The organism is Cellulomonas wangsupingiae, from assembly GCF_024508275.1.
GTDB classification, from domain to species: Bacteria; Actinomycetota; Actinomycetes; order Actinomycetales; family Cellulomonadaceae; genus Cellulomonas; species Cellulomonas wangsupingiae.
This window is the reverse complement of record NZ_CP101989.1, coordinates 2,160,645-2,184,208: the sequence shown is the minus strand read 5'-3', so window position 1 is coordinate 2,184,208 and position 23,564 is coordinate 2,160,645. Positions and strand designations below refer to the sequence as shown.

Here is a 23,564-nt window from a genome sequence, read left to right as displayed (position 1 = left end):
ATGGCAGGCACCCGTACCCCGCTCATGGCGGGCAACTGGAAGATGAACCTGGACCACCACCAGGCGACGCACACCGTGCAGAAGCTGGCGTGGACGCTGAAGGACGCCAAGCACGACTACGCGGCCGTCGAGGTCGCCGTCCTGCCGCCGTTCACGGACCTGCGCAGCGTGCAGACGCTCGTGGACGCCGACAAGCTGGAGCTCGTGTACGGCGCGCAGGACGTGTCGGCCCACGAGTCCGGCGCGTACACCGGCGAGATCTCGCCGCTGTTCCTCGCCAAGCTGGGCGTCACGTACGTCGCGGTCGGCCACTCGGAGCGCCGCGAGTACCACCACGAGGACGACGCGCTCGTCAACGCGAAGGTGAAGTCGGCGCTCGGGGCCGGGCTCGTCCCGATCCTGTGCGTCGGTGAGCCGCTCGAGGTCCGCGAGGCCGGCGAGCACGTCCCGCACACCCTCGCGCAGCTCGAGGGCGCCCTCGCCGGCCTGTCGGCCGAGCAGGTGGCGGGTCTCGTCGTCGCGTACGAGCCGGTGTGGGCCATCGGCACCGGCAAGACGGCCACCCCGGACGACGCGCAGGAGCTGTGCGCGGCGATCCGCGGCAAGGTCGCCGACCTGTACGACCAGGCCACGGCCGACGCGGTCCGTGTGCTGTACGGGGGCTCCGTGAAGTCGTCCAACGTCGCCGAGATCATGGCGAAGCCGGACGTCGACGGCGCGCTGGTCGGTGGCGCGAGCCTCGACCCGGAGGAGTTCGCGAAGATCGCGCGGTACCAGGCGCACACCGTCGCCTGACCGGCCGCGGGGGACCGGGCCGCCCGTCGCGGCGGCCCGGTCCGCACCGCGCGCGTCCCACGCGGCGCGGGGTGGTGGAATGCACCGCCCTGCGTCGCCTACCCTGTACCGCGGTCACCATGGCGACGGACCCCGTCGACGAGCGGCCGCACTGCTCCACCGGTACCGACCTCCGCCGCGTCCCGCGGCCCGGTCGCACCGCTGCACCGCCGCACCGAACCGCCCGAGTGAGGATCCCACCGACGTGACTGGTCTGCGTATCACCCTTCAGGTGCTCCTGGTGCTCACCAGCCTCCTGCTCGTCCCGCTGGTGCTGCTGCACAAGGGGAAGGGCGGAGGCCTGTCGGACATGTTCGGCGGTGGCATCACCGCCGGCGCCGGGTCGTCCGGCGTGGCGGAGCGCAACCTCAACCGGATCACGGTCACCGTCGCCCTGCTGTGGACGGTCATGATCGTCCTGCTCGGCCTGATCGAGAAGTTCTCGGAGTAGGGGGACCTGGCCATGGCGAGCGGGAGTGCGATCAGGGGGTCGCGCGTCGGTGCCGGCCCGATGGGCGAGGCGGAGCGCGGCGACGCCGCGCCGCGCGTGTGGATCTCCTACTGGTGCGCGAACGGCCACGAGACACGGCCCAGCTTCGCGGAGGAGGCGGCCGCGGACGCGCCCGTCACGTGGGACTGCCCGCGCTGCGGGTACCCCGCCGGGCAGGACCCCGAGGCGCCGCCCGCGCCGAGCAGGAACGAGCCGTACAAGACCCACCTCGCGTACGTGAAGGAACGTCGCAGCGAGGAGGACGGTGCGGCGATCCTCGACGAGGCGCTCACCGCGCTGCGGGCACGCCGCGGCCGCTGAGCCCACGTCGCCGACCGGAGCGGTCGAGCTCTCAGCCGGACGTCACGACGGCGCCGCACCCCACGGGGTGCGGCGCCGTCGGCGTCCGTCCTCGGGATCGGGCGCGGGGATCGGGCGCGGGTCGTCAGCGCACGATGAGCAGCGCGAACCCGTCGTAGCCCTTCTCGCCCACCGTCTGCAGGACCGTGCCGTCCACCCGGCCCTCCGCGGCGGCGCGGGCGAAGAACGCCCGCACCCCCTGCACGCGGTCGTCGGGGTGCTCCGGGTCGACCACGGCCCCGCCCCGCACCACGTTGTCGACGAGGACCAGGGTCCCCGGCCGCGCGAGGGCCACGGCGCGGTCCAGGTACGCGGCGAGCTGCTGCTTGTCGGCGTCGACGAACACCAGGTCGAAGGGCTCGACGTCCGCGGCCGCCAACCGGTCGAGGGACTCCAGCGCCGGCCCGACGAGCACGTCGACGCGCTGCCCCAGGCCGGCGTCCGCCAGCGACGCCCGCGCCACCGCCGCGTGCGCCTCGCTGAGCTCGAGGCTCACGACGGTGCCGTCGTCGGGCACGGCCCGGGCGAGCCACCAGGTGCTGTAGCCACCCAGCGTGCCGATCTCCAGGACGCGCCGTGCGCCCACGGCCCGTGCCAGGACGTCCAGCAGGCGCCCCTGGGAGGCGCTGACGGCGATGTCGGGCAGTCCGGCGTCGGCGGCCGCCGTGCGGACGGCCACGGCCTCCTGGGGCTCGGCGACGAGGGGAGCGGCGTACGCGTCGACCGCGGCCCACACGGCCTCGGCGGACGACACCGAGCGGGGCCGCAGCCCGTCGGCCGCACCCGACGACGCGGCGTGCGAGCCGCCGTCGGAGCGCTCCGCGGCAGCAGCCCCCGGCAGCTCGGCCGCCGCGGCGACGTCCAGCAGCCACAGCGTGCGCTCCGTGCCCTGCGCCGCGGCCGCGGGCGTCCGGGCCACGTCGTCGCCCGCGAGGGCCCGGGCCACGGCGGGTGCCTTCTCCGCTCCCGCCGCGACGACCCACACCTCACGCGCCGCCCGCACGAGGGGGAACGTCAGGCTCACGCGCTCGGACGGCGGCTTGGGGGAGTCGTGCTCGGCGACGACCAGCGCGCTGGCCTCGAACAGCGAGGACCTGCCCGGGAAGAGCGAGGCGACGTGCCCGTCCGGCCCCATGCCGAGCAGCAGCACGTCGAACCGTGGGGCGAGACCGTCGGCACCGGCGTGCGCCCGCAGCTCGGCCGCGTAGCGGCGTGCCGCGGTCTCGCCGTCCGGCACGTCGTCGGACAGGGCGGGGACGGGGTGCACGTTCCCAGCCGGCAGGGCCTCGCCGAGCGCGTCGAGGAGCGCCTCCCGGGCCTGCGTCTCGTTGCGGTCGGCGTCGCCGTCGGGCAGGAAGCGCTCGTCCCCCCACCACAGGTGGACCCCCGACCAGTCGACCGCGTCACGCGCGGGTGACGCGGCGACCGCGCGCAGCGCGGCGATGCCCACGGTCCCGCCGGTGAGCACCACGTGCAGCGGCGCACGGTGGGACTGCAGGTCGACCAGGCGCGTGAGCAGGCGCGCCGCGGTCGCCGCGGCCAGCACGTCGGCGTCGGGGTGGACGAGGACCTCGGGCGTGGCGGGGCTCATGCGTCTCCTCGGGGTGCCCGGCGCGCCGGGGTCGTCGAGGTGGGGCCGGCCCGGCGGCCGGTCCTCACCGGGTCAGGCGTCGATCCGGGCGAGGCCCTTCTGCAGCACCTCGCCGTAGACCTCGTCGGCGTCGAGGCGCCGCAGCTCCTCGACGAGGCACTCGCGCAGCTGCCGGATGGGCAGCGCGATGCGGTGCTCGGGCTGGTCGGGCTGGCGCAGCGACGCGGTCTTGCCGTCGGGGCGGTCCAGCACGATGTCGCCCGACGTGCGCTCCAGCCGCACCTGCGTGATCGCCGGCGCGCCCGGGACCCGCTCGATCTCGACCGGGCAGCGCAGCGCCTGCGCGAGCCACGCCGCCATGAGGTCCACCGACGGGTGCGTGCTCTCGCCCGTCACGACGGCGCGCTGCACGGGCTCGTACGGCGGCTGGTCGAGCGTCGCGGCGATCAGCCCTCGCCACAGGGTCGCGCGGGTCCAGGCCAGGTCGGTGTCCCCGTCGGCGTAGACGCGCGCGAGGTCCCGCAGCGCACGGCTCGGACGCGAGCACGTCGTGGTGTCCGTGATGCGGCGCTGCGCCATCTGCCCCAGGGGGTGCTCCGCGGGGTTCGACGGGACGTCGTACGGCCACCAGACGACGATCGGGGCGTCGGGCAGCAGCAGCGGCATGACGAGCGTGTCGACGTGCCGCGTCACGGCGCCGGAGATCCGCAGGATGATGACCTCGCTGGCGCCCGCGTCACCGCCGAGGCGGATCTGGGCGTCGAGGTTCGACTCCCGGTCGGCGGTGCTCTCCGTCATGACGATGATGCGGCACGGGTGCTCGCGGCTGGCGGCGTTGGCCGCGGCGATCGCGTCCTCCGGGTCGTGCGCGTCGGCGTCGATGATGAGCGTCAGCACGCGCCCGAGAGCGACGGCTCCGCCCTCCTCGCGCTCCTTGATCAGGCGCCGGTTGATCTCGCGGGTGCTCGTGTCGGGCATGTCGATGATCACGGGAGCCTCCAGGCGCGCCCGTCGCGGGCCATCATCTCGTCGGCCGACGCGGGCCCCCACGTGCCTGCGCGGTACTCGTCGGGCTTGCCCTTGCCCGCCCAGTACTCGGTGACGGGGTCGAGGATCTTCCAGGACAGCTCGACCTCCTCGTGCTGCGGGAACAGCGGCGGGTCGCCCAGCAGCACGTCGAGGATGAGGCGCTCGTACGCCTCGGGGGAGGACTCGGTGAACGCGTGGCCGTACCCGAAGTCCATCGTGACGTCGCGGACCTCCATGGCGGTGCCGGGCACCTTGGCGCCGAACCGCAGGGTGACGCCCTCGTCGGGCTGGACGCGGATCACCAGCGCGTTCTTGCCCAGCTCGGCGGCGGCGGTCGCCTCGAACGGCAGGTGCGGCGCGCGCTTGAACACGACCGCGATCTCGGTGACGCGTCGGCCCAGGCGCTTGCCCGTGCGCAGGTAGAACGGCACCCCGGCCCAGCGTCGCGTGTCGATGTCGACGCGGATCGCGGCGTACGTCTCCGTCGTGGACTCGGGGTTGAAGCCCTCCTCCTCGGCGTAGCCGACGACCTTCTCGCCGCCCTGCCAGCCGGCCGTGTACTGCCCGCGGGCGGTGTGGCGGCCCAGGTCGCGCGGCAGGCGCAGCGCCGAGAGCACCTTGGTCTTCTCGGCGCGCAGCGCCGCGGCGTCGAAGGAGACGGGCTCCTCCATCGCCGTCAGGGCCAGGAGCTGCAGGAGGTGGTTCTGGATGACGTCGCGTGCGGCGCCGATGCCGTCGTAGTACCCCGCGCGTCCGCCGATGCCGATGTCCTCGGCCATGGTGATCTGCACGTGGTCGACGTAGTTGCCGTTCCAGATCGGCTCGAACAGCTGGTTCGCGAAGCGCAGCGCCAGCAGGTTCTGGACCGTCTCCTTGCCGAGGTAGTGGTCGATCCGGAAGATGTCGTCGGGGTTGAAGACCTGGGACACGATGTCGTTGAGCTCGCGCGCCGACTCCAGGTCGTGGCCGAACGGCTTCTCGATGACGACGCGACGCCAGGTGCCCTCCTTCGGCTGCGACAGGCCCGACCGGGCGAGCTGCTCGCAGACCACGGGGAAGGAGCTGGGCGGCACGGACAGGTAGAACGCGTGGTTCCCGCCGGTCCCGCGCGTGACGTCGAGCTCCTCGACCGTCTTGCTGAGGCGGTCGAACGCGTCGTCGTCGTCGAACGTGCCCTGGACGAAGCGGATCCCCTCGGAAAGCTGCCGCCAGGTCGCCTCACGGAACGGCGTGCGTGCGTACTCCTTGACCGAGTCCCGGACGACCTGCTCGAAGTCCTGGGTCTCCCAGTCGCGGCGTGCGAAGCCCGTCAGCGCGAAGCCGGGCGGCAGCAGGCCGCGGTTCGTCAGGTCGTACACGGCCGGCATGAGCTTCTTGCGCGCCAGGTCCCCGGTGACACCGAAGATGACGAGACCGCAGGGCCCCGCGATGCGCGGCAGGCGCCGGTCGCGCGCGTCGCGCAGCGGGTTGAGGTCCGGCCCGACCTTGGCGGGGCTCACCGGGCCGTCCCGGTCGCACCCGCGGCGCGGGCGAGGCCGGTCTCGACCGTCTCGAGCAGCTCGGCCCAGGACGCCTCGAACTTGCGCAGGCCCTCGACCTCGAGCGTCTCGGTCACGTCGTCGACGGAGATGCCGAGCGCCTCGATGCGGTCGAGCAGGACGGCGGACGCGTCCTGCGTCCCCGTGACGGTGTCACCCCGCACGTCCCCGTGGTCGGCGACGGCGTCCAGCGTCTTCTCGGGCATCGTGTTCACGGTGCCCGCCACCACCAGCTCGTCGACGTAGCGCGTGTCCGGGTAGGCGGGGTCCTTCACGCCGGTCGACGCCCACAGCGGGCGCTGCGGCCGCGCGCCCGCCGCGGCCAGCGCCTGCCACCGCTCACCCGTGACGACGTCCTGGTACACGCCCCAGGCGAGGCGGGCGTTCGCGATCGCGGCGGTGCCGCGCAGCGCCTTGGCCTCGTCGGAGCCGATCTCGTCGAGCCGCGGGTCGATGGCGGCGTCGACGCGCGAGACGAAGAACGACGCGACGGACGCGATCGGTGCCAGGTCCAGGCCGGCGGCACGCGCCTGCTCGAGCCCTTCGACGAACGCGTCGAGCACGGCGCGGTAGCGCTGCAGCGAGAAGATCAGCGTGACGTTGACGCTGATGCCCTGGGCCAGGGCCGCCGTGATGGCCGGCAGGCCCTCCACCGTCGCGGGGATCTTGACGAAGAGGTTCGGCCGTTCGATCTCGGACCAGATGGTCTCGGCGGACGCGATCGTGGCGGCCGTGTCGCGGGCGAGCCGCGGGTCCACCTCGATCGAGACGCGCCCGTCGACGCCGTCGGTCGCGTCGTACACGGGGCGCAGGACGTCGCAGGCGTCGCGCACGTCGTCGGTCGTGATCCGCAGGACGGCCTCCTCGACCGCCGCGCCGTCCGCCGCGAGCGTGCGCAGCTGGGCGTCGTACGCGTCGCCGTCCGCGAGGGCGGAGGCGAAGATCGTCGGGTTGGTGGTGACGCCGACGACGCCGCGACGGACCAGGTCGGCGAGGCCGCCGGACGCGATGCGCTGCCGGGACAGGTCGTCGAGCCACACTGCGACGCCGGCGTCTGCCAGCGCCTGCAGGGGGGTGGTGCTGGAGGTCATCGTCGTTCCCCTTCGTCCCACGAGTGCATCCACGTCCTGCTCGTCGGCGGGGCCGGCCGCAGCCGGCCCCGCCGACGTCTGCTGCGTCAGGCCGGCAGGTCGCCGGTGCCGGACTGCGCGGACGCGTCCGGACGGTCGGACGGGGCGTGCGCCCCGCGTGCGGCACCGATCGAGTCGTGCGCCGCGGCCACCACGGCGTCGGCCGTGATGCCGAACTCGCGGTACAGCGTCTGGTAGTCCGCCGACGCGCCGTAGTGCTCGAGCGAGACGGCACGGCCGGCGTCGCCGAGGATCTTGTGCCACGACAGCGAGATGCCGGCCTCGACCGACACCCGTGCGCGCACCGAGGACGGGAGGACCGACTCGCGGTACTCGTCGTCCTGCTCGGCGAACCACTCGAGGCACGGGGCCGACACGACGCGCGTCGCGACGCCCGACGCCTCGAGGGTCTCGCGCGCCTCGACGGCGAGCTGGACCTCCGAGCCGGTGGCGATCAGCACGACGTCGGGCGTGCCCGACGACGCCTCGAGGAGCACGTACGCACCCTTGGCGACACCGTCCGTGGTGGCGAACCCGTCCTCGCCCCGCGGGAACGTGGGCACGTTCTGGCGGGTCAGGACGAGGGCGACCGGACCGTCGGTGCGCTCGAGCGTCGCCCGCCAGGCGGCGGCCGTCTCGTTGGCGTCCGCGGGCCGCACGACGGCGAGCCCGGGGATGGCGCGCACCGCCGCGAGGTGCTCGACCGGCTGGTGCGTCGGGCCGTCCTCGCCGAGGCCGATCGAGTCGTGCGTCCAGACGTACGTCACGTTGACGCCCATGAGCGCCGCCAGGCGCACGGCGCCGCGCATGTAGTCGGAGAACGTGAAGAACGTGCCGCCGTAGGGGCGGGTCAGCCCGTGCAGGCGGATGCCCGACAGGATCGAGCCCATGGCGTGCTCGCGGATGCCGAAGTGCAGGGTGCGGCCGAACTCGTCACCGGCGAACTCGTGCGACGAGCGGTGCGCCGGCAGGAACGACGGCTCACCCTTCATCGTCGTGTTGTTCGACCCCGCGAGGTCGGCGGAGCCGCCCCACAGCTCGGGCAGCACCGGGGCGAGCGCGGAGAGCACCTCGCCCGACGCGGCGCGCGTCGCGACGGCCTTGCCGGCGGGGAACGTCGGCAGCGCGTCGGTCCAGCCCTCGGGCAGGGCGTCGGCGCGCAGGCGGTCGAGCAGGGCCTTGCGGTCCGGGTTCGCGCTCGCCCACGCGTCGAACTTCTGCTGCCAGGCGGCGCGCTCGGTCGCGGCGCGGTCGGCCAGCGACCGGGTGTGCGCGAGGACCTCGGGGGCCACCTCGAAGGACTTCTCGGGGTCGAAGCCGAGGATCTCCTTCAGCCCGCGGATCGCGTCGCCGCCCAGCTTCGAGCCGTGCGACGAGTGGTCGTCCGTCTTGCCCGGCGTCGGCCACGCGATGAGCGTGCGCAGGCCGATGAACGACGGCTTGTCGGTGACGGCCTTGGCCGCCTCGATCGCCGCGTGCAGGGCGTCGACGTCCTCGCGGTACTCGCCGCCGACGGTCCAGTCGACGTACTGCACGTGCCAGCCGTAGGACTCGTAGCGCTTGAGGACGTCCTCGGTGAAGGCGATCTGCGTGTCGCCCTCGATCGAGATGTGGTTGTCGTCCCACAGCACGACGAGGTTGCCGAGCTCCTGGGTGCCCGCCAGCGAGGAGGCCTCGCTGGTCACGCCCTCCTGCAGGTCGCCGTCGGAGGCGATGACGTAGACGTGGTGGTCGAACGGGCTCGTGCCGGGCGCCGCCTCGGGGTCCAGCAGGCCGCGCTCGCGGCGCGAGGCCATCGCGAAGCCGACGGCCGAGGCCAGGCCCTGGCCGAGCGGTCCGGTCGTGATCTCCACGCCCGCGGTGTGGCGGTACTCGGGGTGCCCCGGGGTCTTGGAGCCCCACGTGCGCAGCGCCTCGAGGTCCTCGAGCTCGAGGCCGAAGCCGGCGAGGTAGAGCTGGATGTACTGCGTGAGGCTCGAGTGCCCCGCCGACAGCACGAAGCGGTCCCGCCCGAGCCAGTGCGGGTCGGTCGGGTCGTGCCGCATCACGTTCTGGTAGAGCAGGTAGGCCGCCGGGGCGAGGCTGATCGCCGTGCCGGGATGCCCGTTGCCGACCTTCTCGACCGCGTCCGCCGCGAGCACGCGGACGGTGTCCACCGCTCGCACGTCCAGGTCGGACCAGCCGACTGTGGTGGCCAGGGGAGCCTTCGCGTTCACCGCACCTCATTCCCGTCCCGCACGCGCGGGGCGTCGTTCCGAGTCTCCGGGTGGCGACCGCCAAGAGCGGCGCGCCCGGTCTGGGCCCCGTCGCGTCGTCGGACGGGGAGGTCTGCTGGTGGCGAGCCTATAGCGCGCGTCGAGCGGGCCGCTCGCCCGTTCCATCCCCGTAGCAAACGTTTGCCAGGCCCGATCGGACCCCCGGCACCGCGGCGACCCGCCCGGATGCGACGGAACTCACGTGTGCGCACGACCCCGTCACAGTGCGGCCTCCTGCCGCCCGCGGGGCAGGGTGCGTACCATGTCAGGCGGGACCTCGGTCCCGGCCGCCCCCCCGCCGCGACGGGACGCCGGCAGCCCCCGCCCGACCTGCCGAACGGAAACCGAAGCGCGTGCGCCTCTCCACCCCCGCGTCCGTGGACGCGAGCCGACCGGACGCCCCCGCCGGTGCCCCGGTGGACGGCGGCGGGACCCCGGTCCCGACGCCCGCGCACGACGCGCACGACGACCGTGCCCACGGCTGGTCGGCGGCGCTCCGGACGGTCGCGGCCTACGTCGCCCTGACCAAGCCCCGCGTCATCGAGCTGCTCCTCATCACGACCATCCCGACGATGTTCCTCGCGGCAGGCGGCTTCCCCCCGCTCGGTCTCGTCGTGGCGACGCTCGTCGGAGGGGCCGGCGCGGCCGGTGCGGCGAACACCCTCAACCAGTACCTCGACCGCGACATCGACGAGGTGATGAACCGTACGCGCCGCCGGCCGATCGTCACGGGGCGCATCACGCCGCGGGCCGCCCTGGTGTTCGGCCTCGTGCTCGGTGCCGTCTCGCTCGCGTGGCTGTGGTTCGCCGTGAACCCCGCGTCGGCCGTGTTCACCGCGGCCGCGATCCTCATCTACGTGGTCGGCTACACGATGATCCTCAAGCGACGCACGCCGCAGAACATCGTGTGGGGCGGCGCGGCCGGCTGCATGCCGGTCGTCATCGGCTGGTCGGCCGTCACGGGCGGTGTCTCGTGGTCGGCGGTCCTGCTGTTCGGTGTGGTGTTCTTCTGGACGCCGCCGCACTACTGGCCGCTGTCGATGAAGTTCCGGCGCGACTACGCCGCGGCGGGCGTGCCCATGCTGCCGGTCGTCGCGGCCGACACGCGTGTCGCTCGGGAGATGATCGCCTACACGCTCGCGATGATCGCGTGCTCGCTGCTGCTGGTGCCCGTCGCCGGCATGACCTGGGTCTACGCGGCCGTCGCCGCGGCCCTGGGCGGGTGGTTCCTGTGGCTGTGCGTCGGGCTGCTGTGCCGGGCCCGTGACCCCCAGCACCCGCCGCTGCGCGCCATGACCGTGTTCCACGGGTCGATCACGTACCTCACGCTGCTGTCCGTCGCGATCGCGGTGGACGTCTTCCTCCCGCTGTGACGACGCGGACGTGCCCGACCGCCTGACCGCCGCGCTGGAGGGCTACCTGGCGCACCTCGCGGTCGAGCGCGGCCTGGCCGCCCACACGCTCGCGGCGTACCGCAGGGACCTGACGCGCTACGTCGAGCACCTGCGCGCGTCCGGCCGCACGGAGCCGGCGCAGATCACGGGGCGCGACGCCGAGGACTACGTGCTGGTGCTGCGCACGGGGTCGGACGGCCGCGCGGTGCTCTCGCCGTCCTCCGTGGCGCGCAGCGTCGTCGCGCTGCGCGGCTGGCACCGCTTCCTCGCCCTGGACGGGCTGGCGCCCACCGACGCCGCGGCGGACGTGCGCCCGCCGGCGCAGCCGCGACGCCTCCCCAAGGCGATCTCCGTCGACGACGTCGGCCGGCTGCTGGACGCCGCGGGCGTGGGCGACGGCCCGGTGCCGCTGCGCGACCGCGCGCTGCTCGAGCTGGTCTACTCCACCGGCGCACGGATCTCCGAGGCCGTCGGCCTCGATGTCGACGACCTCGACCTGACCCCCGGGCGCGCGGCGGTGCGGCTCCTCGGCAAGGGCGGGAAGGAACGCGTCGTGCCCGTCGGGTCGTTCGCCGCCGAGGCGGTCGACGCGTACCTCGTGCGCGGTCGTCCGGTGCTCGCCGCGGCAGGGCGGGGCAACGCCGCGATCTTCCTCAACACGCGCGGCGCGCGGCTGAGCCGGCAGTCGGCCTGGGCCGTGCTGCACGCGGCCGCCGAGCGCGCCGGCCTCGACGCCGCGCACGTGTCCCCGCACACGCTGCGGCACTCGTTCGCGACGCACCTGCTCGCCGGCGGTGCCGACATCCGCGTGGTCCAGGAGCTGCTCGGTCACGCGTCGGTGACGACGACGCAGATCTACACGATGGTGACGCCCGACACGATGCGCGAGGTGTACGCCGCGAGCCACCCGCGTGCCCGGTGATGCGGATCGCGGTGCGCCCGGTCTGTCGTACCCGGTGCACCGGCCGCGCTCCGGTAGGTTGGCCCGCGAGGTGGGCCCGGACGGGCGACGGGGAGCAGATGGTGAGCCGATGAGCCAGGAGACGACCGAGCAGCAGCTCGACGCGGTGGGACGTCCCATGCCCGATTTCCCCGTGCCCGCGCCGCTGGCGTCGCACGGGCCGGCGCGGGTCATCGCGATGTGCAACCAGAAGGGTGGCGTCGGCAAGACGACGACGACCATCAACCTCGCCGCGGCGCTGGCCGAGTACGGTCGCCGCGTCCTCATCGTCGACTTCGACCCGCAGGGCGCCGCGTCGGTCGGGCTGGGCATCAGCCCGCACGAGCTCGACCGCACGGTCTACAACCTGCTCATGGAGCGCGACGCCGACATCCACGAGGTCGTGCGCCGGACCGCGGTCCCCGGTCTGGACCTGCTGCCCGCGAACATCGACCTGTCGGCCGCGGAGGTGCAGCTCGTCGGCGAGGTGGCCCGCGAGTCGGTCCTGTCGCGCGCGCTGCGCCCCGTCCTCGACGACTACGACCTCGTGCTCGTCGACTGCCAGCCGTCGCTCGGGCTGCTGACGGTCAACGCGCTGACGGCGTCCCACGGCGTCCTCATCCCGCTGGAGTGCGAGTTCTTCGCGCTGCGCGGCGTGGCCCTGCTCATCGAGACCATCGAGAAGGTCCGCGACCGCCTCAACCCGCGTCTCGAGGTCGACGGCATCCTGGCCACGATGTACGACTCGCGGACCCTGCACGCGCGCGAGGTCGTCACCCGCGTGCGCGAGGCCTTCGGCGACACGCTGCTGCACACGGTGATCGGGCGCACCGTGAAGTTCCCGGACGCGACCGTGGCCGCCGAGCCGATCACGCAGTACGCGCCGACGCACGCGGGTGCCGAGGCCTACCGCCGGCTCGCACGCGAGCTCGTGGCGCGTGGCGACGCCGCCTGACGGCGCGCCCGGCACCCAGGACGCGTCGCGCACGCACGTCGACGGACCGGACGCCACGTCGCCGCCCGACGCCGCGCCGCCGGGCGCAGCGGGCGACGGCGGTGCGCCGGGGGAGAGCGCACCGACCGGGTCCTCCGGCTTCGAGGTCCACCTCGACGTGTTCAGCGGGCCCTTCGACCTGCTGCTCGGGCTGATCGCGAAGCACAAGCTGGACATCACGGAGATCGCGCTGGCCAAGGTCACCGACGAGTTCATCGCGCACATCCGCGCCGCCGAGCGCGCGGCCCTGCAGGGCGGCAAGGACTGGGACCTGTCCCAGGCCAGCGAGTTCCTGCTCGTCGCCGCGACCCTGCTGGACCTCAAGGCCGCGCGGCTGCTGCCGTCGGCGCAGGTCGAGGACGCCGAGGACCTCGAGCTGCTGGAGGCCCGTGACCTGCTCTTCGTCCGGCTGCTGCAGTACCGCGCGTACAAGGTCGTCGCGGGGGACCTCGGCACGCTGCTCGAGGCCGGGTCGCGCCGGTACGGCCGCCAGGTGCCGCTCGAGCCGCACCTGGCCGCGCTCCTGCCGGAGCTGGTGTGGCAGATGGGTGCCGACCAGCTCGCGGAGCTCGCGGCCCGCGCCCTGACCCCGCCGGCGCCGCCGCCCGGGGTCGACATCAGCCACCTGCACGCGCCCGTCGTCAGTGTGCGTGACCAGGCGGCGGTCCTGGTGGACCGGCTGCGGCACCACGGGGCGACGACGTTCCGCGCGCTGACGGCGGACGCCGGCGAGCCCGTCGTGGTCGTCGTGCGCTTCCTGGCGCTCCTCGAGCTGTTCCGCGAGGGGGCCGTGGCCTTCGACCAGGTCGTGCCCCTCGGGGAGCTGACCGTGCGGTGGACCGGCAGCGACGACGGCGACGTGACCGTGTCGGACGACTTCGACCGTGACGCCGACGACGGGCCGCCGCCCGTCGTCGACGTCGCCGGACCCGCGCACGAGGAGGCGGTCAGATGAACGACCAGGTCGCACCCGCGACGACCGACGGGACCACCGAGGAGGCGGGGCCCGACGAGCTCGCGTTCGACGTCGAGTCGCTGCCCGGCGGCGCGCTGTCCGCGCTGGAGGCGGTCCTCATGGTCGTCGACGAGCCCGTCCCCGCCGTCCGGCTGGCCACCGCGCTCGCCCTGCCGACCGCGCGCGTCGAGGCGCTGCTCGAGCGGCTCGCGGCCGAGTACCGGGGCGAGCACGGGGGACGGCCGCGCGGCTTCGAGCTGCGCCGCGCCGGTGAGGGGTGGCGGATCTACTCCGCGGCCGCGTACGGCGACGTCGTGGGACGCTTCGTGGTGGACGGGCAGACCCAGCGGCTCACGCAGGCCGCGCTCGAGACGCTCGCGGTCGTCGCCTACCGCCAGCCCGTCAGCCGGGGCCAGGTCTCGGCCGTGCGCGGGGTCAGCGTCGACGGCGTCATGCGCACCCTGACGACGCGCGGTCTGGTCGCCGAGGTCGCGCACGACGCGGCCACCGGTGCGGTGCTCTACGGGACCACGGGATACTTCTTGGAGCGGATGGGCCTGTCGAGCCTCGACGAGCTGCCTCCGCTGGCGCCCTACCTGCCGGACATCGAGTCGCTGGGGGGCGTGGACACGACCGACGGACGAGAGGACGGACGATGAGCGGCACGGGAGCGCGTGGCCACCGGGGTGGCGGGCGCGCAGGAGGTGCGGGTCGCACGGGCGCAGCGGGCGGTGGACGCGGTCCGCGCGGCGCCGGACGCCCGGCGCGGCGTCCTGCCCAGGCCGCGGAGCCGATCGACGTGCACGACCCGGAGGGCGTCCGGCTGCAGAAGGTGCTGGCGTCGGCCGGCCTGGGCTCGCGTCGCGCCTGCGAGGAGCTGATCGCCGCGGGCCGGGTGACCGTCGACGGGCAGCCCGTCAGCGAGCTCGGCGTGCGCGTCGACCCCCTCACCGCCGTCATCCACGTGGACGGCATGCGGGTCCAGCTGGACTCCTCGGTCGTCACCCTCGCGCTGAACAAGCCGGTCGGCGTCGTGTCGACCATGCACGACCCGGAGGGTCGGCCCTCGCTCGCGCAGTACGTCGCGAACCGCGAGGAGCGGCTCTTCCACGTGGGGCGGCTCGACGCCGACTCCGAGGGCCTGCTGCTGCTGACGAACGACGGCGAGCTGGCCAACCGGCTCGCGCACCCCTCGCACGGCGTGCCCAAGACCTACCTCGTCGAGGTGCAGGGCCGCGTCCGCGAGGCGCTCGGCAAGCAGCTCCAGGCGGGCGTGGCGCTCGAGGACGGCACCGTCACGGTCGACTCGTTCAAGATCGTGCAGGTCGCCAGCCACGCGAGCCTCGTCGAGATCGTGCTGCACGAGGGGCGCAACCGCGTGGTGCGGCGCCTGTTCGACGAGGTCGGGCACCCCGTCGACCGGCTCGTGCGCACCCGCATCGGGCCCATCCGCCTCGGTGACCTGCGGCCCGGCCGCACCCGGGTGCTGTCGAAGACGGAGGTCGGCTCGCTCATGACGGCGGTGGGCATGTGAGCATCGCGACCGTGGGGCCGGTGCGCGTGGTCGGCACCGGCCTCCTCGGCACGTCCGTCGGCCTGGCGCTGACGCAGCACGGTGTCGACGTGCAGCTCGCGGACCCCTCGCGCACGGCGCTCGCGCTCGCGCGCGACGTCGGCGCCGGGACCCCGGTCGAGGCGTCGTCGCCGGCACCCGCGCTCGTCGTGGTCGCCGCACCCCCCGACGTGACGGCCGACGTCGTCGCCGCCGCGCTCGCGGACCACCCGGACGCGGTCGTCACCGACGTCGCCAGCGTCAAGGGCTACGTCCTGGCCGAGCTGCGCGCCGCCGGTGCCGACCTCACGCGGTACGTCGGGTCGCACCCCATGGCCGGGCGGGAGCGCTCGGGCCCCTCGGCGGCCGTGCCGGGGCTCTTCCTGGGCCGGCCGTGGGTCATCACCGACTCGGGTGCGTCGCGTGCCGACGCGCTGCTCGCCGTCCGTCACCTCGCGGTCGACGTGGGCGCCGTGCCGGTGGTGATGGACGCCGACGAGCACGACGCGGCCGTCGCGGTCGTCTCGCACGTGCCGCAGCTCGCGTCCTCGCTCGTCGCGGCCCGCCTGCGGGACGCGGACGACGCGGCACTCGGCCTGGCGGGGCAGGGGCTGCGGGACGTGACGCGCCTGGCCGCGTCGGACCCGGCGTTGTGGACGTCGATCCTCGCGGCGAACGCCGCGGCCGTCCGTGAGGTGCTCGCCGCCCTGCGCGCCGACCTCGACGTCGTCCTCGGGGCGCTCGACCTCGCCGCCGCGGCGACGGGGCCCGAGGACGTCGAGCTGGGCGCGCTGGCGACGATCGCGCGCACCATCGCCGACGGCGGCGCGGGGGCGGCGCGGATCCCCGGCAAGCACGGCGGTGCGCACGAGCGCTACGCCGTGCTGACGGTGCTCGTGCCCGACCAGCCGGGCGAGCTCGCCCGGCTGCTCGGTGACGTCGACGCCGCCGGCGTCGACCTGGAGGACCTGCGGCTCGAGCACGCGGCGGGCAGGGCGGTCGGCATGGCGTCGATCCACGTCCTGCCGGCGCGCGCCGAGCACCTGGAGACCGAGCTCACGGCTCGGGGTTGGAGGCTGGTGAGTTGAGCACCGTCGTGGCGGTCGACGGACCGTCGGGCTCGGGCAAGTCGAGCGTGTCGCGCGAGGTCGCGCGCAGGCTCGGCCTGGCCTACCTCGACACGGGCGCGATGTACCGGGCGGCCACGTGGTGGTGCCTCGACCAGGGCGTGCCGCTGACCGACGGCGCTGCGGTCGCTGCCGCCGTGCGCGAGCTGCCGCTCGTCGTGGGCGTCGACCCCGCGGCCCCCACGGTCGTCGTCGACGGCCGCGACGTGGGCGCGGCGATCCGGACGACCGAGGTCTCGTCGCAGGTCAGCGCGGTGGCGACCAACCTCGACGCGCGCGCCGAGCTCGGGCGGCGGCAGCGCGCGATCATCGACGCCGAGCGCACCGGTGGCTGGTCGGGCGGTCGGGGCGTCGTGGCCGAGGGGCGCGACATCACGACCGTCGTCGCACCCGACGCGGACGTGCGCGTGCTCCTGACCGCCGACGAGGCGGCGCGCCTGGCACGCCGCGCGCGCGAGCTGCACGGCACCGACGACGCGGCGGCCATCGCCGCGACGCACGACCAGGTCGTCCGGCGGGACGCCGACGACTCCACGGTCGTGGACTTCCGGGTCGCGGCCGACGGGGTCGTGACCGTCGACTCCTCGCACCTCGACCTGCCGCAGACCGTCGACGCCGTCCTCGGCGTCGTCGCGCGCACCGTCGCCCCGCCGGCATGAGCCGCGCGGCCTCGGCGGCCGGCGAGCCGCACGTCCCGTCCGCCCGCGGTCCGGCCTGGGCGCGGTGGGTGGGGTGGTTCCTCGCGCACGTGGTGTGGGACACGCGGGTGACGGGTGCCGAGCGCGTGCCGCGCGGCGGGCCCGTGGTGCTCGCCGCGAACCACCTCACGCTGATCGACGGGCCGCTGCTCGTGGGCGTCGCCCCGCGGGGCCTGCACGTGCTGGTCAAGAGCGAGTTGTTCCACGGCGTGGTCGGCGGGTTCCTGCGCGCCGCCGGCCAGATCCCGGTCGACCGCACGATGGCGCGTCCCGCGCTGCAGGCGGCGCTCGGGGTGCTGCGGCGTGGCGGCGCCGTCGGGATCTTCCCCGAGGGCACGCGCGGGCGGGGCACGGCCGAGCAGGTGCGCGCCGGTGCGGCGTGGCTCGCGGTCAACGGCGGTGCGCTCGTCGTGCCCGTGGCGATCCTCGGGACGCGCCGCACGGGGGAGTCGCCCCACGGGCTTCCCGGGCTGCGGCGCCGGGTGGTCGTGGAGTTCGGGGAGCCGATCGACGTCGCGTGCACCGGCGTGTCACGGCGCGAGGCCATCGACCGTGCCGCGGAGTCGATCCGCGCGGCCATGGGCGACCTCGTGGCGACCGCGCAGGAGCGGACCGGGGTGCGGCTGCCCGCGGACGACCCGCGCGCGACGGTCTGACGTCCACGCCGCCCGCCGGGCGGCGTGGCGGTACCGGGGCGCGCGACAGGGGACAATGGGCGTATGGAGCAGCCCGACCCCACGATGACGCGCACCCCGCACGACGACGCGAGCGACGGCGTCGAGCCGACGGCGCCGGTGCCCGCGGACCTCGCCGACAGCGCCGACGACGAGGCCCGTGAGCGTGCGCTGCGCGCCGGGCTGCAGGAGTACGACCTGGCGGACGAGGACCTCGCCCTGATCGACGGCGAGGGCCTCGACGGCGCCGAGCGCGAGATCGAGACCACGCTGCCGGTGCTCGCGGTCGTCGGGCGTCCGAACGTCGGCAAGTCGACCCTCGTCAACCGGATCATCGGCCGTCGCGAGGCCGTCGTCGAGGACAACCCGGGCGTGACGCGCGACCGCGTCAGCTACCCCGCGGAGTGGTCCGGCCGTCGGTTCACGCTGGTGGACACCGGTGGCTGGGAGGTCGACGTCGCCGGGATCCACAAGCGCGTCGCCCAGCAGGCGGAGGTCGCGATCGACCTCGCCGACGCCGTGCTGTTCGTCGTCGACGCCACGGTCGGGTCCACCGACACCGACGAGCAGGTCGTGCGCCTGCTGCGCCGGTCCGGCAAGCCCGTCGTGCTCGTCGCCAACAAGGTCGACGGCCCCGCGGTCGAGGCCGACGCCGCGGCGCTGTGGTCCCTCGGGCTGGGGCAGCCGCACCCGATCTCCGCGCTGCACGGGCGCGGCACCGGTGACCTGCTCGACGCGGCGATGGACGCCCTGCCCCGCGTCTCGGCGCACGCCGTGCCCCTGCCGGACGGCCCGCGTCGTGTGGCGCTCGTCGGGCGGCCCAACGTCGGCAAGTCGTCGCTGCTCAACAAGGTCGTCGGCTCCGAGCGGGTCGTCGTCGACGACGTCGCGGGGACCACGCGCGACCCGGTGGACGAGCTCGTGGCCCTCGGCGGCAAGCCGTGGGTGTTCGTCGACACCGCGGGCATCCGCCGGCGGGTGCACCAGACGTCGGGCGCGGACTTCTACGCCTCGCTGCGCACCCAGGCCGCGATCGAGAAGGCCGAGGTCGCCGTCGTGCTCGTCGACGCGTCGGAGTCGATGACCGAGCAGGACATCCGCATCGTCCAGCAGGTCATCGACGCCGGGCGCGCCCTGGTCATCGCGTACAACAAGTGGGACCTCATGGACGAGGACCGCCGCCCGTACCTCGAGCGCGAGATCGACCAGCAGCTCGTGCAGGTGCAGTGGGCGCCGCGCGTCAACGTGTCCGCGCGCACCGGCTGGCACACCGACCGCCTGGTTCCCGCGCTCGAGCGGTCCCTCGCCTCGTGGGACACCCGGATCTCGACCGGACGCCTCAACGCGTTCCTCGGCGAGCTCGTCTCCGCGCACCCGCACCCGCTGCGTGGCGGCAAGCAGCCGCGCATCCTGTTCGCCACGCAGGCGTCCACGCGGCCGCCGCGCTTCGTGATCTTCGCCAGCGGCTTCCTCGAGCCGCAGTACCGCCGCTTCATCGAGCGTCGCCTGCGCGAGACCTTCGGCTTCGAGGGGACCCCGATCTCGATCTCGGTGCGCGTGCGCGAGAAGCGCAAGCGGTGACGCGCGGGTGACGCCCCGGCAGGCCGACGCAGGCGCACGCAGGACCACGCACGTGCTGCTGCGCCTCGGCCTGCCGCGCGACCCCCGCGCGCCGCGGCACCTCGGGACGTTCCTCGTGGCCACCGCTGCGACGGTGCTGGTCACGCGGGCGCTCCTGGCGGCGACGGGGTACCCGCAGCTCGGCGGTGACGGCCTGCACATCGCTCACGTGCTGTGGGGCGGTCTGCTCATGGCCGTGGCGTTCCTGCTGCTCCTGTCGTTCGCGGGCCCGACGCTGCGCCCGCTCGGTGCCCTCGTCGGCGGGATCGGGTTCGGCCTCTTCGTCGACGAGGTCGGCAAGTTCGTCACGTCGGACAACGACTACTTCTACGAGCCGACGGCCGCGATCATCTACGCGACGGTCGTCGGGCTGGGCGTCGTCGCGGACACCCTGCACGGGCGGCGTCCGCGGGACCCGCGCGAGGCACTCGCCGGTGCGGTCGACGAGGCGGTCGCCGGCGTCGTCGGCGGGTTCACCCCCGCCGCCCGCCACCGGGCCGAGGCCCGCGTGGCCGATGCGGGTGACACGCCCGGCGCGCGCGAGACGCGGGCCCTGCTGCGCAGCATCGAGGAGGACCACGCCGAGCTGCCCGACCCCGTCGACGCGCTCGCGTCGGGTGTCGTGCGCGTGCTGCACACGCTCGTGCGCGCACGGTTCGTGCCGTGGCTGGCCGTCGCGGTGCTCGTCGGGACGTCGGCGATCACCGTGACGGCAGCCGTCGCGGGCTGGTGGGAGGGCGACGGGTCGCCCGGCTGGGTCGTCGCCGGCGCCCTGGTGGCCGGTGCCGCGAGCGTCGTCCTGTGCGGGGTGGGTCTGGCCCGCGTGCGGCACGACGTCGTCGAGGGCTACCGGTGGTTCCGTCGCGCCGTCCTGGTCAGCCTGCTGGTCACGCAGTTCTTCCTGTTCCGGATCTCGCAGTGGGACGCGTCATGGGGGCTGCTCGTGGACCTGCTGGTGCTCGGGGTCGTCAGTGCCGAGCTCGAGGTGCTGCGCCGACGGCGTGAGGAGCACGGCGCCGCCGCGTGAGGCGCGCCCCCGGCCCGGAAGGTGTCGGGGCCGGGGCGTCCGGTGCGGTAGGCTCTTCGAGGCTTCTTCGGGAGCCATCGGGCTGTGGCGCAGCTTGGTAGCGCACTTGACTGGGGGTCAAGGGGTCGCAGGTTCAAATCCTGTCAGCCCGACCATGAGAAGCGGTGGTTCGCAGATGCGGGCCACCGCTCATCTCTTTGCGGAGAGCAGCCGCGAGACCGCGTTTCCTCTGTCAGAGCGTCGGGGTGCGTGGCCGCGAGGTCGCGGCTAGCGGGTCCCGCGGGGGCGCCGCCGCGGCGCGAACGGGTCGGAGGCCGCCAGCTGCGCCGGTGTCTTGTCGGACTGGGCGCGCGCCGGCCGCAGGCCCAGGGCGGTGCGGACGCGCTCGACGCCGAGGTCGCCGCCTTCGACCGCGGCCACCTGCTCCGGGTGTCGGATCAGCTCTCCCAGGGCGTGGCTCAGGTGCTCGCGGTCGCGCTTGCTCGCCGAGCCGAGCTCGTCATCGGGTCGAACGAGGGTGGCCAGCACGACGAAGTCGGGGAGGTGCCGCAGGCGAGCGCGGTCCAGGACCACGCCGTACGCGGCGGCCTTGTACACCAGGGCCCCGAGCATCGAGGGGCGCCGCACCGTCCCCTCGTGTCCGTCGACGATCACGGCGACGTCCGACGTGCGGTCCAGCGCCTGCTGCGCCCTGGGCGCGGACAGCGTCGTGCCGCCGGACGCGCCTCTGCGCGAGTCCGCTCGCCGGCCGAGGCCGGGCGGCACGAGGACGTCGATGACCGCCTCGCCCTTGCGCCAGCGGTGCTGATGGCCCTCGGGCGTGAGCCACCTCGGAACCCGAGCGCCTGGAGGTCCCCTGTCACGACGTGGAGGATCGTCGGCTCGGCGCGCACGTCGAGCGCTGCGTCGGCGTCGTCGGTCGGCCGCGCTGGGGCGCCTCCGCGCTCGGCACAGAACAGGTGGACCATCTGGCCGCCGATCAGCGTCCAGCCTGTCGGCCTGAGCGCGTGCAGGTCGAGCAGCGCATGCCACGAGGACGTCTGCGCCGCCGTCATCGGCGGCATGGTGATGGTCACCGCGGGCAGCTGCCGAGCGGGTCGGGCTGCACGGCATCGCGCAAGGGATGGCGCACCGACGCCGACGCGGCGTTGCCGCGCCCGCAGGCCCACAGGCTCAGCAGCTCCTCGGCACGCTTGCGCTCGCGGGGACCGCCGCTGTCAGCCAGGTCGGTGATCACTACCAGCAGGGGCACGGGAGCGGACAGCGGCAGCGGGCTGACACGCAGCACCACGTCGGCCCGCGCCCGCGCAGCCGGGACCAGCAGGTGGTCGGCCACCAGCCCCTGCGCGTCGTCGCGGTGCACGTAGCCCTCGGCGAACGCGGCCGCCGAGATGCCCGCACGCGGGTCCGAGACACCGGAGACCACGAACCTGTCGTCCTCGCGGACCTGCGCGGGGTCCTGGGCGGACAGGTGCAGCACCTCACCGCGTGACGCGGCCCATGAGCGCAGCCGGTCGATCGGCTCGGGGTCCGAGCACAGGCGGTCGATCCGGCGGCGCAGGCGGTACGCCTCGTCGGCGCCGATCCAGTCGACGTCGTCGACCGCTCCGTCCGACGCCAGCATCGCCCAGACGATGCGCTGGCTCATCGGCCGGCCGGCATGACGCCGCTGCTGGGGCAGGGACGCGGCGTCGATCACCCAGTGCTGTCCGATGCGCTGGGCGTCCAGGTCCCCGGCATTGATCATGGCGTAGACGCGTCGCAGAGAGACGCCCATCTGCTGGGCCGCCTCCGGAGCGGAGAGCATCGCCATGGGCTCAATGGTACGAGCGCCAGAACCTTTGTGTCTACCGTGGCGATCAGCGGCTCGTTCTGGGAGACGTTTCTCCCGGGCGAAGTGGGCGCTGACGACGCTGAACGAGCGCAGGTGATCGAGCTAGGCGAGCGCGTCGAAGCCGTGCGCAGCCGCGGCGAATCCGTTCGTCAGGCCGCGGGACACGCGAGCGCGCTGGCTCGAGGAGCTCCAGAGCGATCCGCATGGACACGACTCGGAGCCCGTCGAGCACGCCGCGACCCGTCCTGTCAGGGAGCCTCGCGTGAGCCCTCGTGCCAGTCGTACCCGAGCCGCTCCCTCATGTTCCGCCTCGCCACGATGCGTTCGCACCAGAGGAGGGCGGCACCCATGACTGCGATGCCTGCTCCGACGAGGAACCCCGCCGGAATGAAGAACCCGAACATCGACACCACGCCGGAGAGCCACAGACTCAACGCACCGACGGTCCCGAGCACGCGCTCCGTGCGCGGGTGCTGTGCCACGTCCGAAGGATCGCACGCTGAGGCGGTGGTGGGTGCTCCTCCGACGCGGCTGGTTCACCCGGGGCGAGATCATCGGGATGCCAGCACCCGGTCCCGGCCGGGCGGTCGCCATCCACGTCGCCTGCATCAAGCCGGACAAAGGGTGACTCGTCAGTAGTTTCCAACGCGCATCGGTGCAGGTCACGCCGTGTATTCCGGGTTTCCCGGCCTCTATGCTGGACATGTGACCAATCGCATCGTCCGAGCACTCGTCCTCGCCGCCGCCGCCGCCGTCGTGGTCGTCCCGGCGACCGGCGCGTCGGCGGTCTCGACCGACGTCGACTGCGTCGACTTCACGTACCAGGAGGACGCGCAGGACCACCTGGACGGGCAGATCGGCGACCCGGACCGGCTCGACTCCGACGGTGACGGGATCGCGTGCGAGACGCTCCCGTACCGTCCCGTGTCGGCCGCGCCGGCCCTGGCGTCGACGCCGGTGTACCGGTTCTGGAGCCCGAGGTTCGACAACGCGCACTTCTTCACGACGAGCGCCGCCGAGGCGAGCACGATTCGCACGACGGACCGGAACTGGATCGACGAGGGCGTCGCGTTCTCGGCGTGGCTCCCCGTCGCGGGCGACTGCCTGGGCGCCACGCCGGTTCATCGCTTCTTCTCCGACCGGTTCAAGACCCACTTCTACACGGCGAGCGCTCAGGAGCAGCAGCACATCGCCGCGACGGACCGCAACTGGACGTACGAGGGGGTGTCCTACTGCGCGACGACGACGCCCGTGACCGGATCGGTGCCCGTGTACCGGTTCTGGAGCCCGGTCTTCTCGAAGCACTTCTTCACCGTGAGCCGTAGCGAGTCGCACCAGCTGCGCACCACGGACCGCAACTGGTCGTACGAGGGCATCGCGTTCTACGTCCTGCCCTGACTCGTCCGGCCTCGGGCGGATGCGCTCGCGGTACGCGGTGACGTGGCCACGGAGCTGGCACGCGAGCACGTGGCGGTGTTCGGGGTGGGTGTGAGGACGCCGCCGGGTGAGCGCACAGATGGCT

Annotated in this window: 23 protein-coding genes and 1 tRNA gene; 16 read left to right on the top strand and 8 right to left on the bottom strand. The window is 74.1% G+C overall.

What is annotated here, in order from left to right:
- The 3 genes from tpiA to NP075_RS10150 all read left to right on the top strand — a co-directional run bounded on the left by tpiA (position 1) and on the right by NP075_RS10150 (position 1,645).
- Positions 1 to 795, top strand: coding sequence for a triose-phosphate isomerase (gene tpiA / locus NP075_RS10160; protein WP_227563072.1), 795 nt, complete (start codon positions 1 to 3; stop codon positions 793 to 795).
- Between the two features lie 244 nt (positions 796 to 1,039).
- Positions 1,040 to 1,285, top strand: a complete 246-nt coding sequence (gene secG / locus NP075_RS10155; RefSeq protein ID WP_089799182.1) for a preprotein translocase subunit SecG — start codon at positions 1,040 to 1,042, stop codon at positions 1,283 to 1,285.
- 12 nt (positions 1,286 to 1,297) lie between these two features.
- Positions 1,298 to 1,645 (top strand): RNA polymerase-binding protein RbpA, encoded by a 348-nt coding sequence (locus NP075_RS10150; RefSeq protein ID WP_227563071.1) that lies wholly within the window; start codon positions 1,298 to 1,300, stop codon positions 1,643 to 1,645.
- Positions 1,646 to 1,769: 124 nt separating this feature from the next.
- Here NP075_RS10150 and pgl read toward each other — a convergent pair whose 3' ends face one another.
- The 5 genes from pgl to tkt form a co-directional block, all read right to left on the bottom strand.
- Positions 1,770 to 3,275, bottom strand: coding sequence for a 6-phosphogluconolactonase (gene pgl, locus NP075_RS19090; protein WP_308054123.1), 1,506 nt, complete (start codon positions 3,273 to 3,275; stop codon positions 1,770 to 1,772).
- A gap of 72 nt (positions 3,276 to 3,347) precedes the next feature.
- Complete coding sequence (gene opcA / locus NP075_RS10135) at positions 3,348 to 4,265, bottom strand: glucose-6-phosphate dehydrogenase assembly protein OpcA (RefSeq protein ID WP_227563070.1); 918 nt, start codon at positions 4,263 to 4,265, stop codon at positions 3,348 to 3,350.
- Entirely contained in the window at positions 4,262 to 5,803 is a 1,542-nt protein-coding gene (gene zwf, locus NP075_RS10130) for a glucose-6-phosphate dehydrogenase (protein WP_227563069.1), read from the bottom strand. The genes opcA and zwf overlap by 4 nt, the downstream gene beginning before the upstream one ends.
- The gene (gene tal / locus NP075_RS10125) at positions 5,800 to 6,933 is read right to left on the bottom strand and encodes a transaldolase (protein ID WP_227563068.1); all 1,134 of its coding nucleotides are present in this window, start codon (positions 6,931 to 6,933) and stop codon (positions 5,800 to 5,802) included. The genes zwf and tal overlap by 4 nt, the downstream gene beginning before the upstream one ends.
- Positions 6,934 to 7,019: 86 nt before the next feature.
- The gene (gene tkt, locus NP075_RS10120; protein ID WP_227563067.1) at positions 7,020 to 9,188 is read right to left on the bottom strand and encodes a transketolase; all 2,169 of its coding nucleotides are present in this window, start codon (positions 9,186 to 9,188) and stop codon (positions 7,020 to 7,022) included.
- 416 nt (positions 9,189 to 9,604) lie between these two features.
- On the opposite strand from tkt, the gene NP075_RS10115 reads away from it, so the two are divergent.
- From NP075_RS10115 to NP075_RS10060, 12 genes are all read left to right on the top strand, one after another.
- Positions 9,605 to 10,600: a heme o synthase gene (locus NP075_RS10115; protein WP_227563066.1), complete on the top strand. Its 996-nt coding sequence runs from the start codon at positions 9,605 to 9,607 to the stop codon at positions 10,598 to 10,600.
- A gap of 10 nt (positions 10,601 to 10,610) precedes the next feature.
- Positions 10,611 to 11,543, top strand: a complete 933-nt coding sequence (locus tag NP075_RS10110; protein ID WP_227563065.1) for a site-specific tyrosine recombinase XerD — start codon at positions 10,611 to 10,613, stop codon at positions 11,541 to 11,543.
- Positions 11,544 to 11,652: 109 nt separating this feature from the next.
- A complete protein-coding gene (locus NP075_RS10105) occupies positions 11,653 to 12,516 on the top strand; it encodes a ParA family protein (RefSeq protein WP_227563064.1) in 864 nt (287 codons plus the stop codon).
- Complete coding sequence (locus tag NP075_RS10100) at positions 12,500 to 13,510, top strand: segregation and condensation protein A (RefSeq protein WP_372456673.1); 1,011 nt, start codon at positions 12,500 to 12,502, stop codon at positions 13,508 to 13,510. Before NP075_RS10105 ends, NP075_RS10100 begins: the two co-directional genes overlap by 17 nt.
- Positions 13,507 to 14,169 (top strand): SMC-Scp complex subunit ScpB, encoded by a 663-nt coding sequence (gene scpB / locus NP075_RS10095; protein ID WP_227563063.1) that lies wholly within the window; start codon positions 13,507 to 13,509, stop codon positions 14,167 to 14,169. The genes NP075_RS10100 and scpB overlap by 4 nt, the downstream gene beginning before the upstream one ends.
- Positions 14,166 to 15,044, top strand: a complete 879-nt coding sequence (locus NP075_RS10090) for a pseudouridine synthase (RefSeq protein WP_227563062.1) — start codon at positions 14,166 to 14,168, stop codon at positions 15,042 to 15,044. The genes scpB and NP075_RS10090 overlap by 4 nt, the downstream gene beginning before the upstream one ends.
- Positions 15,041 to 16,150, top strand: a complete 1,110-nt coding sequence (locus tag NP075_RS10085) for a prephenate dehydrogenase (protein WP_227563061.1) — start codon at positions 15,041 to 15,043, stop codon at positions 16,148 to 16,150. Before NP075_RS10090 ends, NP075_RS10085 begins: the two co-directional genes overlap by 4 nt.
- Entirely contained in the window at positions 16,147 to 16,848 is a 702-nt protein-coding gene (cmk, locus tag NP075_RS10080; protein WP_227563060.1) for a (d)CMP kinase, read from the top strand. Before NP075_RS10085 ends, cmk begins: the two co-directional genes overlap by 4 nt.
- Positions 16,845 to 17,543, top strand: coding sequence for a lysophospholipid acyltransferase family protein (locus tag NP075_RS10075; RefSeq protein ID WP_227563059.1), 699 nt, complete (start codon positions 16,845 to 16,847; stop codon positions 17,541 to 17,543). The genes cmk and NP075_RS10075 overlap by 4 nt, the downstream gene beginning before the upstream one ends.
- A gap of 63 nt (positions 17,544 to 17,606) precedes the next feature.
- Positions 17,607 to 19,142 (top strand): ribosome biogenesis GTPase Der, encoded by a 1,536-nt coding sequence (gene der / locus NP075_RS10070; RefSeq protein WP_227563058.1) that lies wholly within the window; start codon positions 17,607 to 17,609, stop codon positions 19,140 to 19,142.
- 7 nt (positions 19,143 to 19,149) lie between these two features.
- Positions 19,150 to 20,208, top strand: a complete 1,059-nt coding sequence (locus NP075_RS10065) for a hypothetical protein (RefSeq protein WP_227563057.1) — start codon at positions 19,150 to 19,152, stop codon at positions 20,206 to 20,208.
- 78 nt (positions 20,209 to 20,286) lie between these two features.
- Positions 20,287 to 20,363 (top strand) — tRNA-Pro (locus tag NP075_RS10060).
- Between the two features lie 112 nt (positions 20,364 to 20,475).
- Here NP075_RS10060 and NP075_RS10055 read toward each other — a convergent pair.
- The 3 genes from NP075_RS10055 to NP075_RS10045 form a co-directional block, all read right to left on the bottom strand.
- Positions 20,476 to 20,862 (bottom strand): hypothetical protein, encoded by a 387-nt coding sequence (locus NP075_RS10055; protein WP_227563056.1) that lies wholly within the window; start codon positions 20,860 to 20,862, stop codon positions 20,476 to 20,478.
- A 418-nt stretch (positions 20,863 to 21,280) separates the two neighbouring features.
- Positions 21,281 to 22,021: a helix-turn-helix domain-containing protein gene (locus NP075_RS10050; protein ID WP_227563055.1), complete on the bottom strand. Its 741-nt coding sequence runs from the start codon at positions 22,019 to 22,021 to the stop codon at positions 21,281 to 21,283.
- Between the two features lie 269 nt (positions 22,022 to 22,290).
- Positions 22,291 to 22,524, bottom strand: a complete 234-nt coding sequence (locus tag NP075_RS10045; RefSeq protein WP_227563054.1) for a hypothetical protein — start codon at positions 22,522 to 22,524, stop codon at positions 22,291 to 22,293.
- A 223-nt stretch (positions 22,525 to 22,747) separates the two neighbouring features.
- On the opposite strand from NP075_RS10045, the gene NP075_RS10040 reads away from it, so the two are divergent.
- Complete coding sequence (locus NP075_RS10040) at positions 22,748 to 23,440, top strand: hypothetical protein (protein ID WP_227563053.1); 693 nt, start codon at positions 22,748 to 22,750, stop codon at positions 23,438 to 23,440.
- The last annotated feature ends 124 nt before the right edge of the window (positions 23,441 to 23,564 follow it).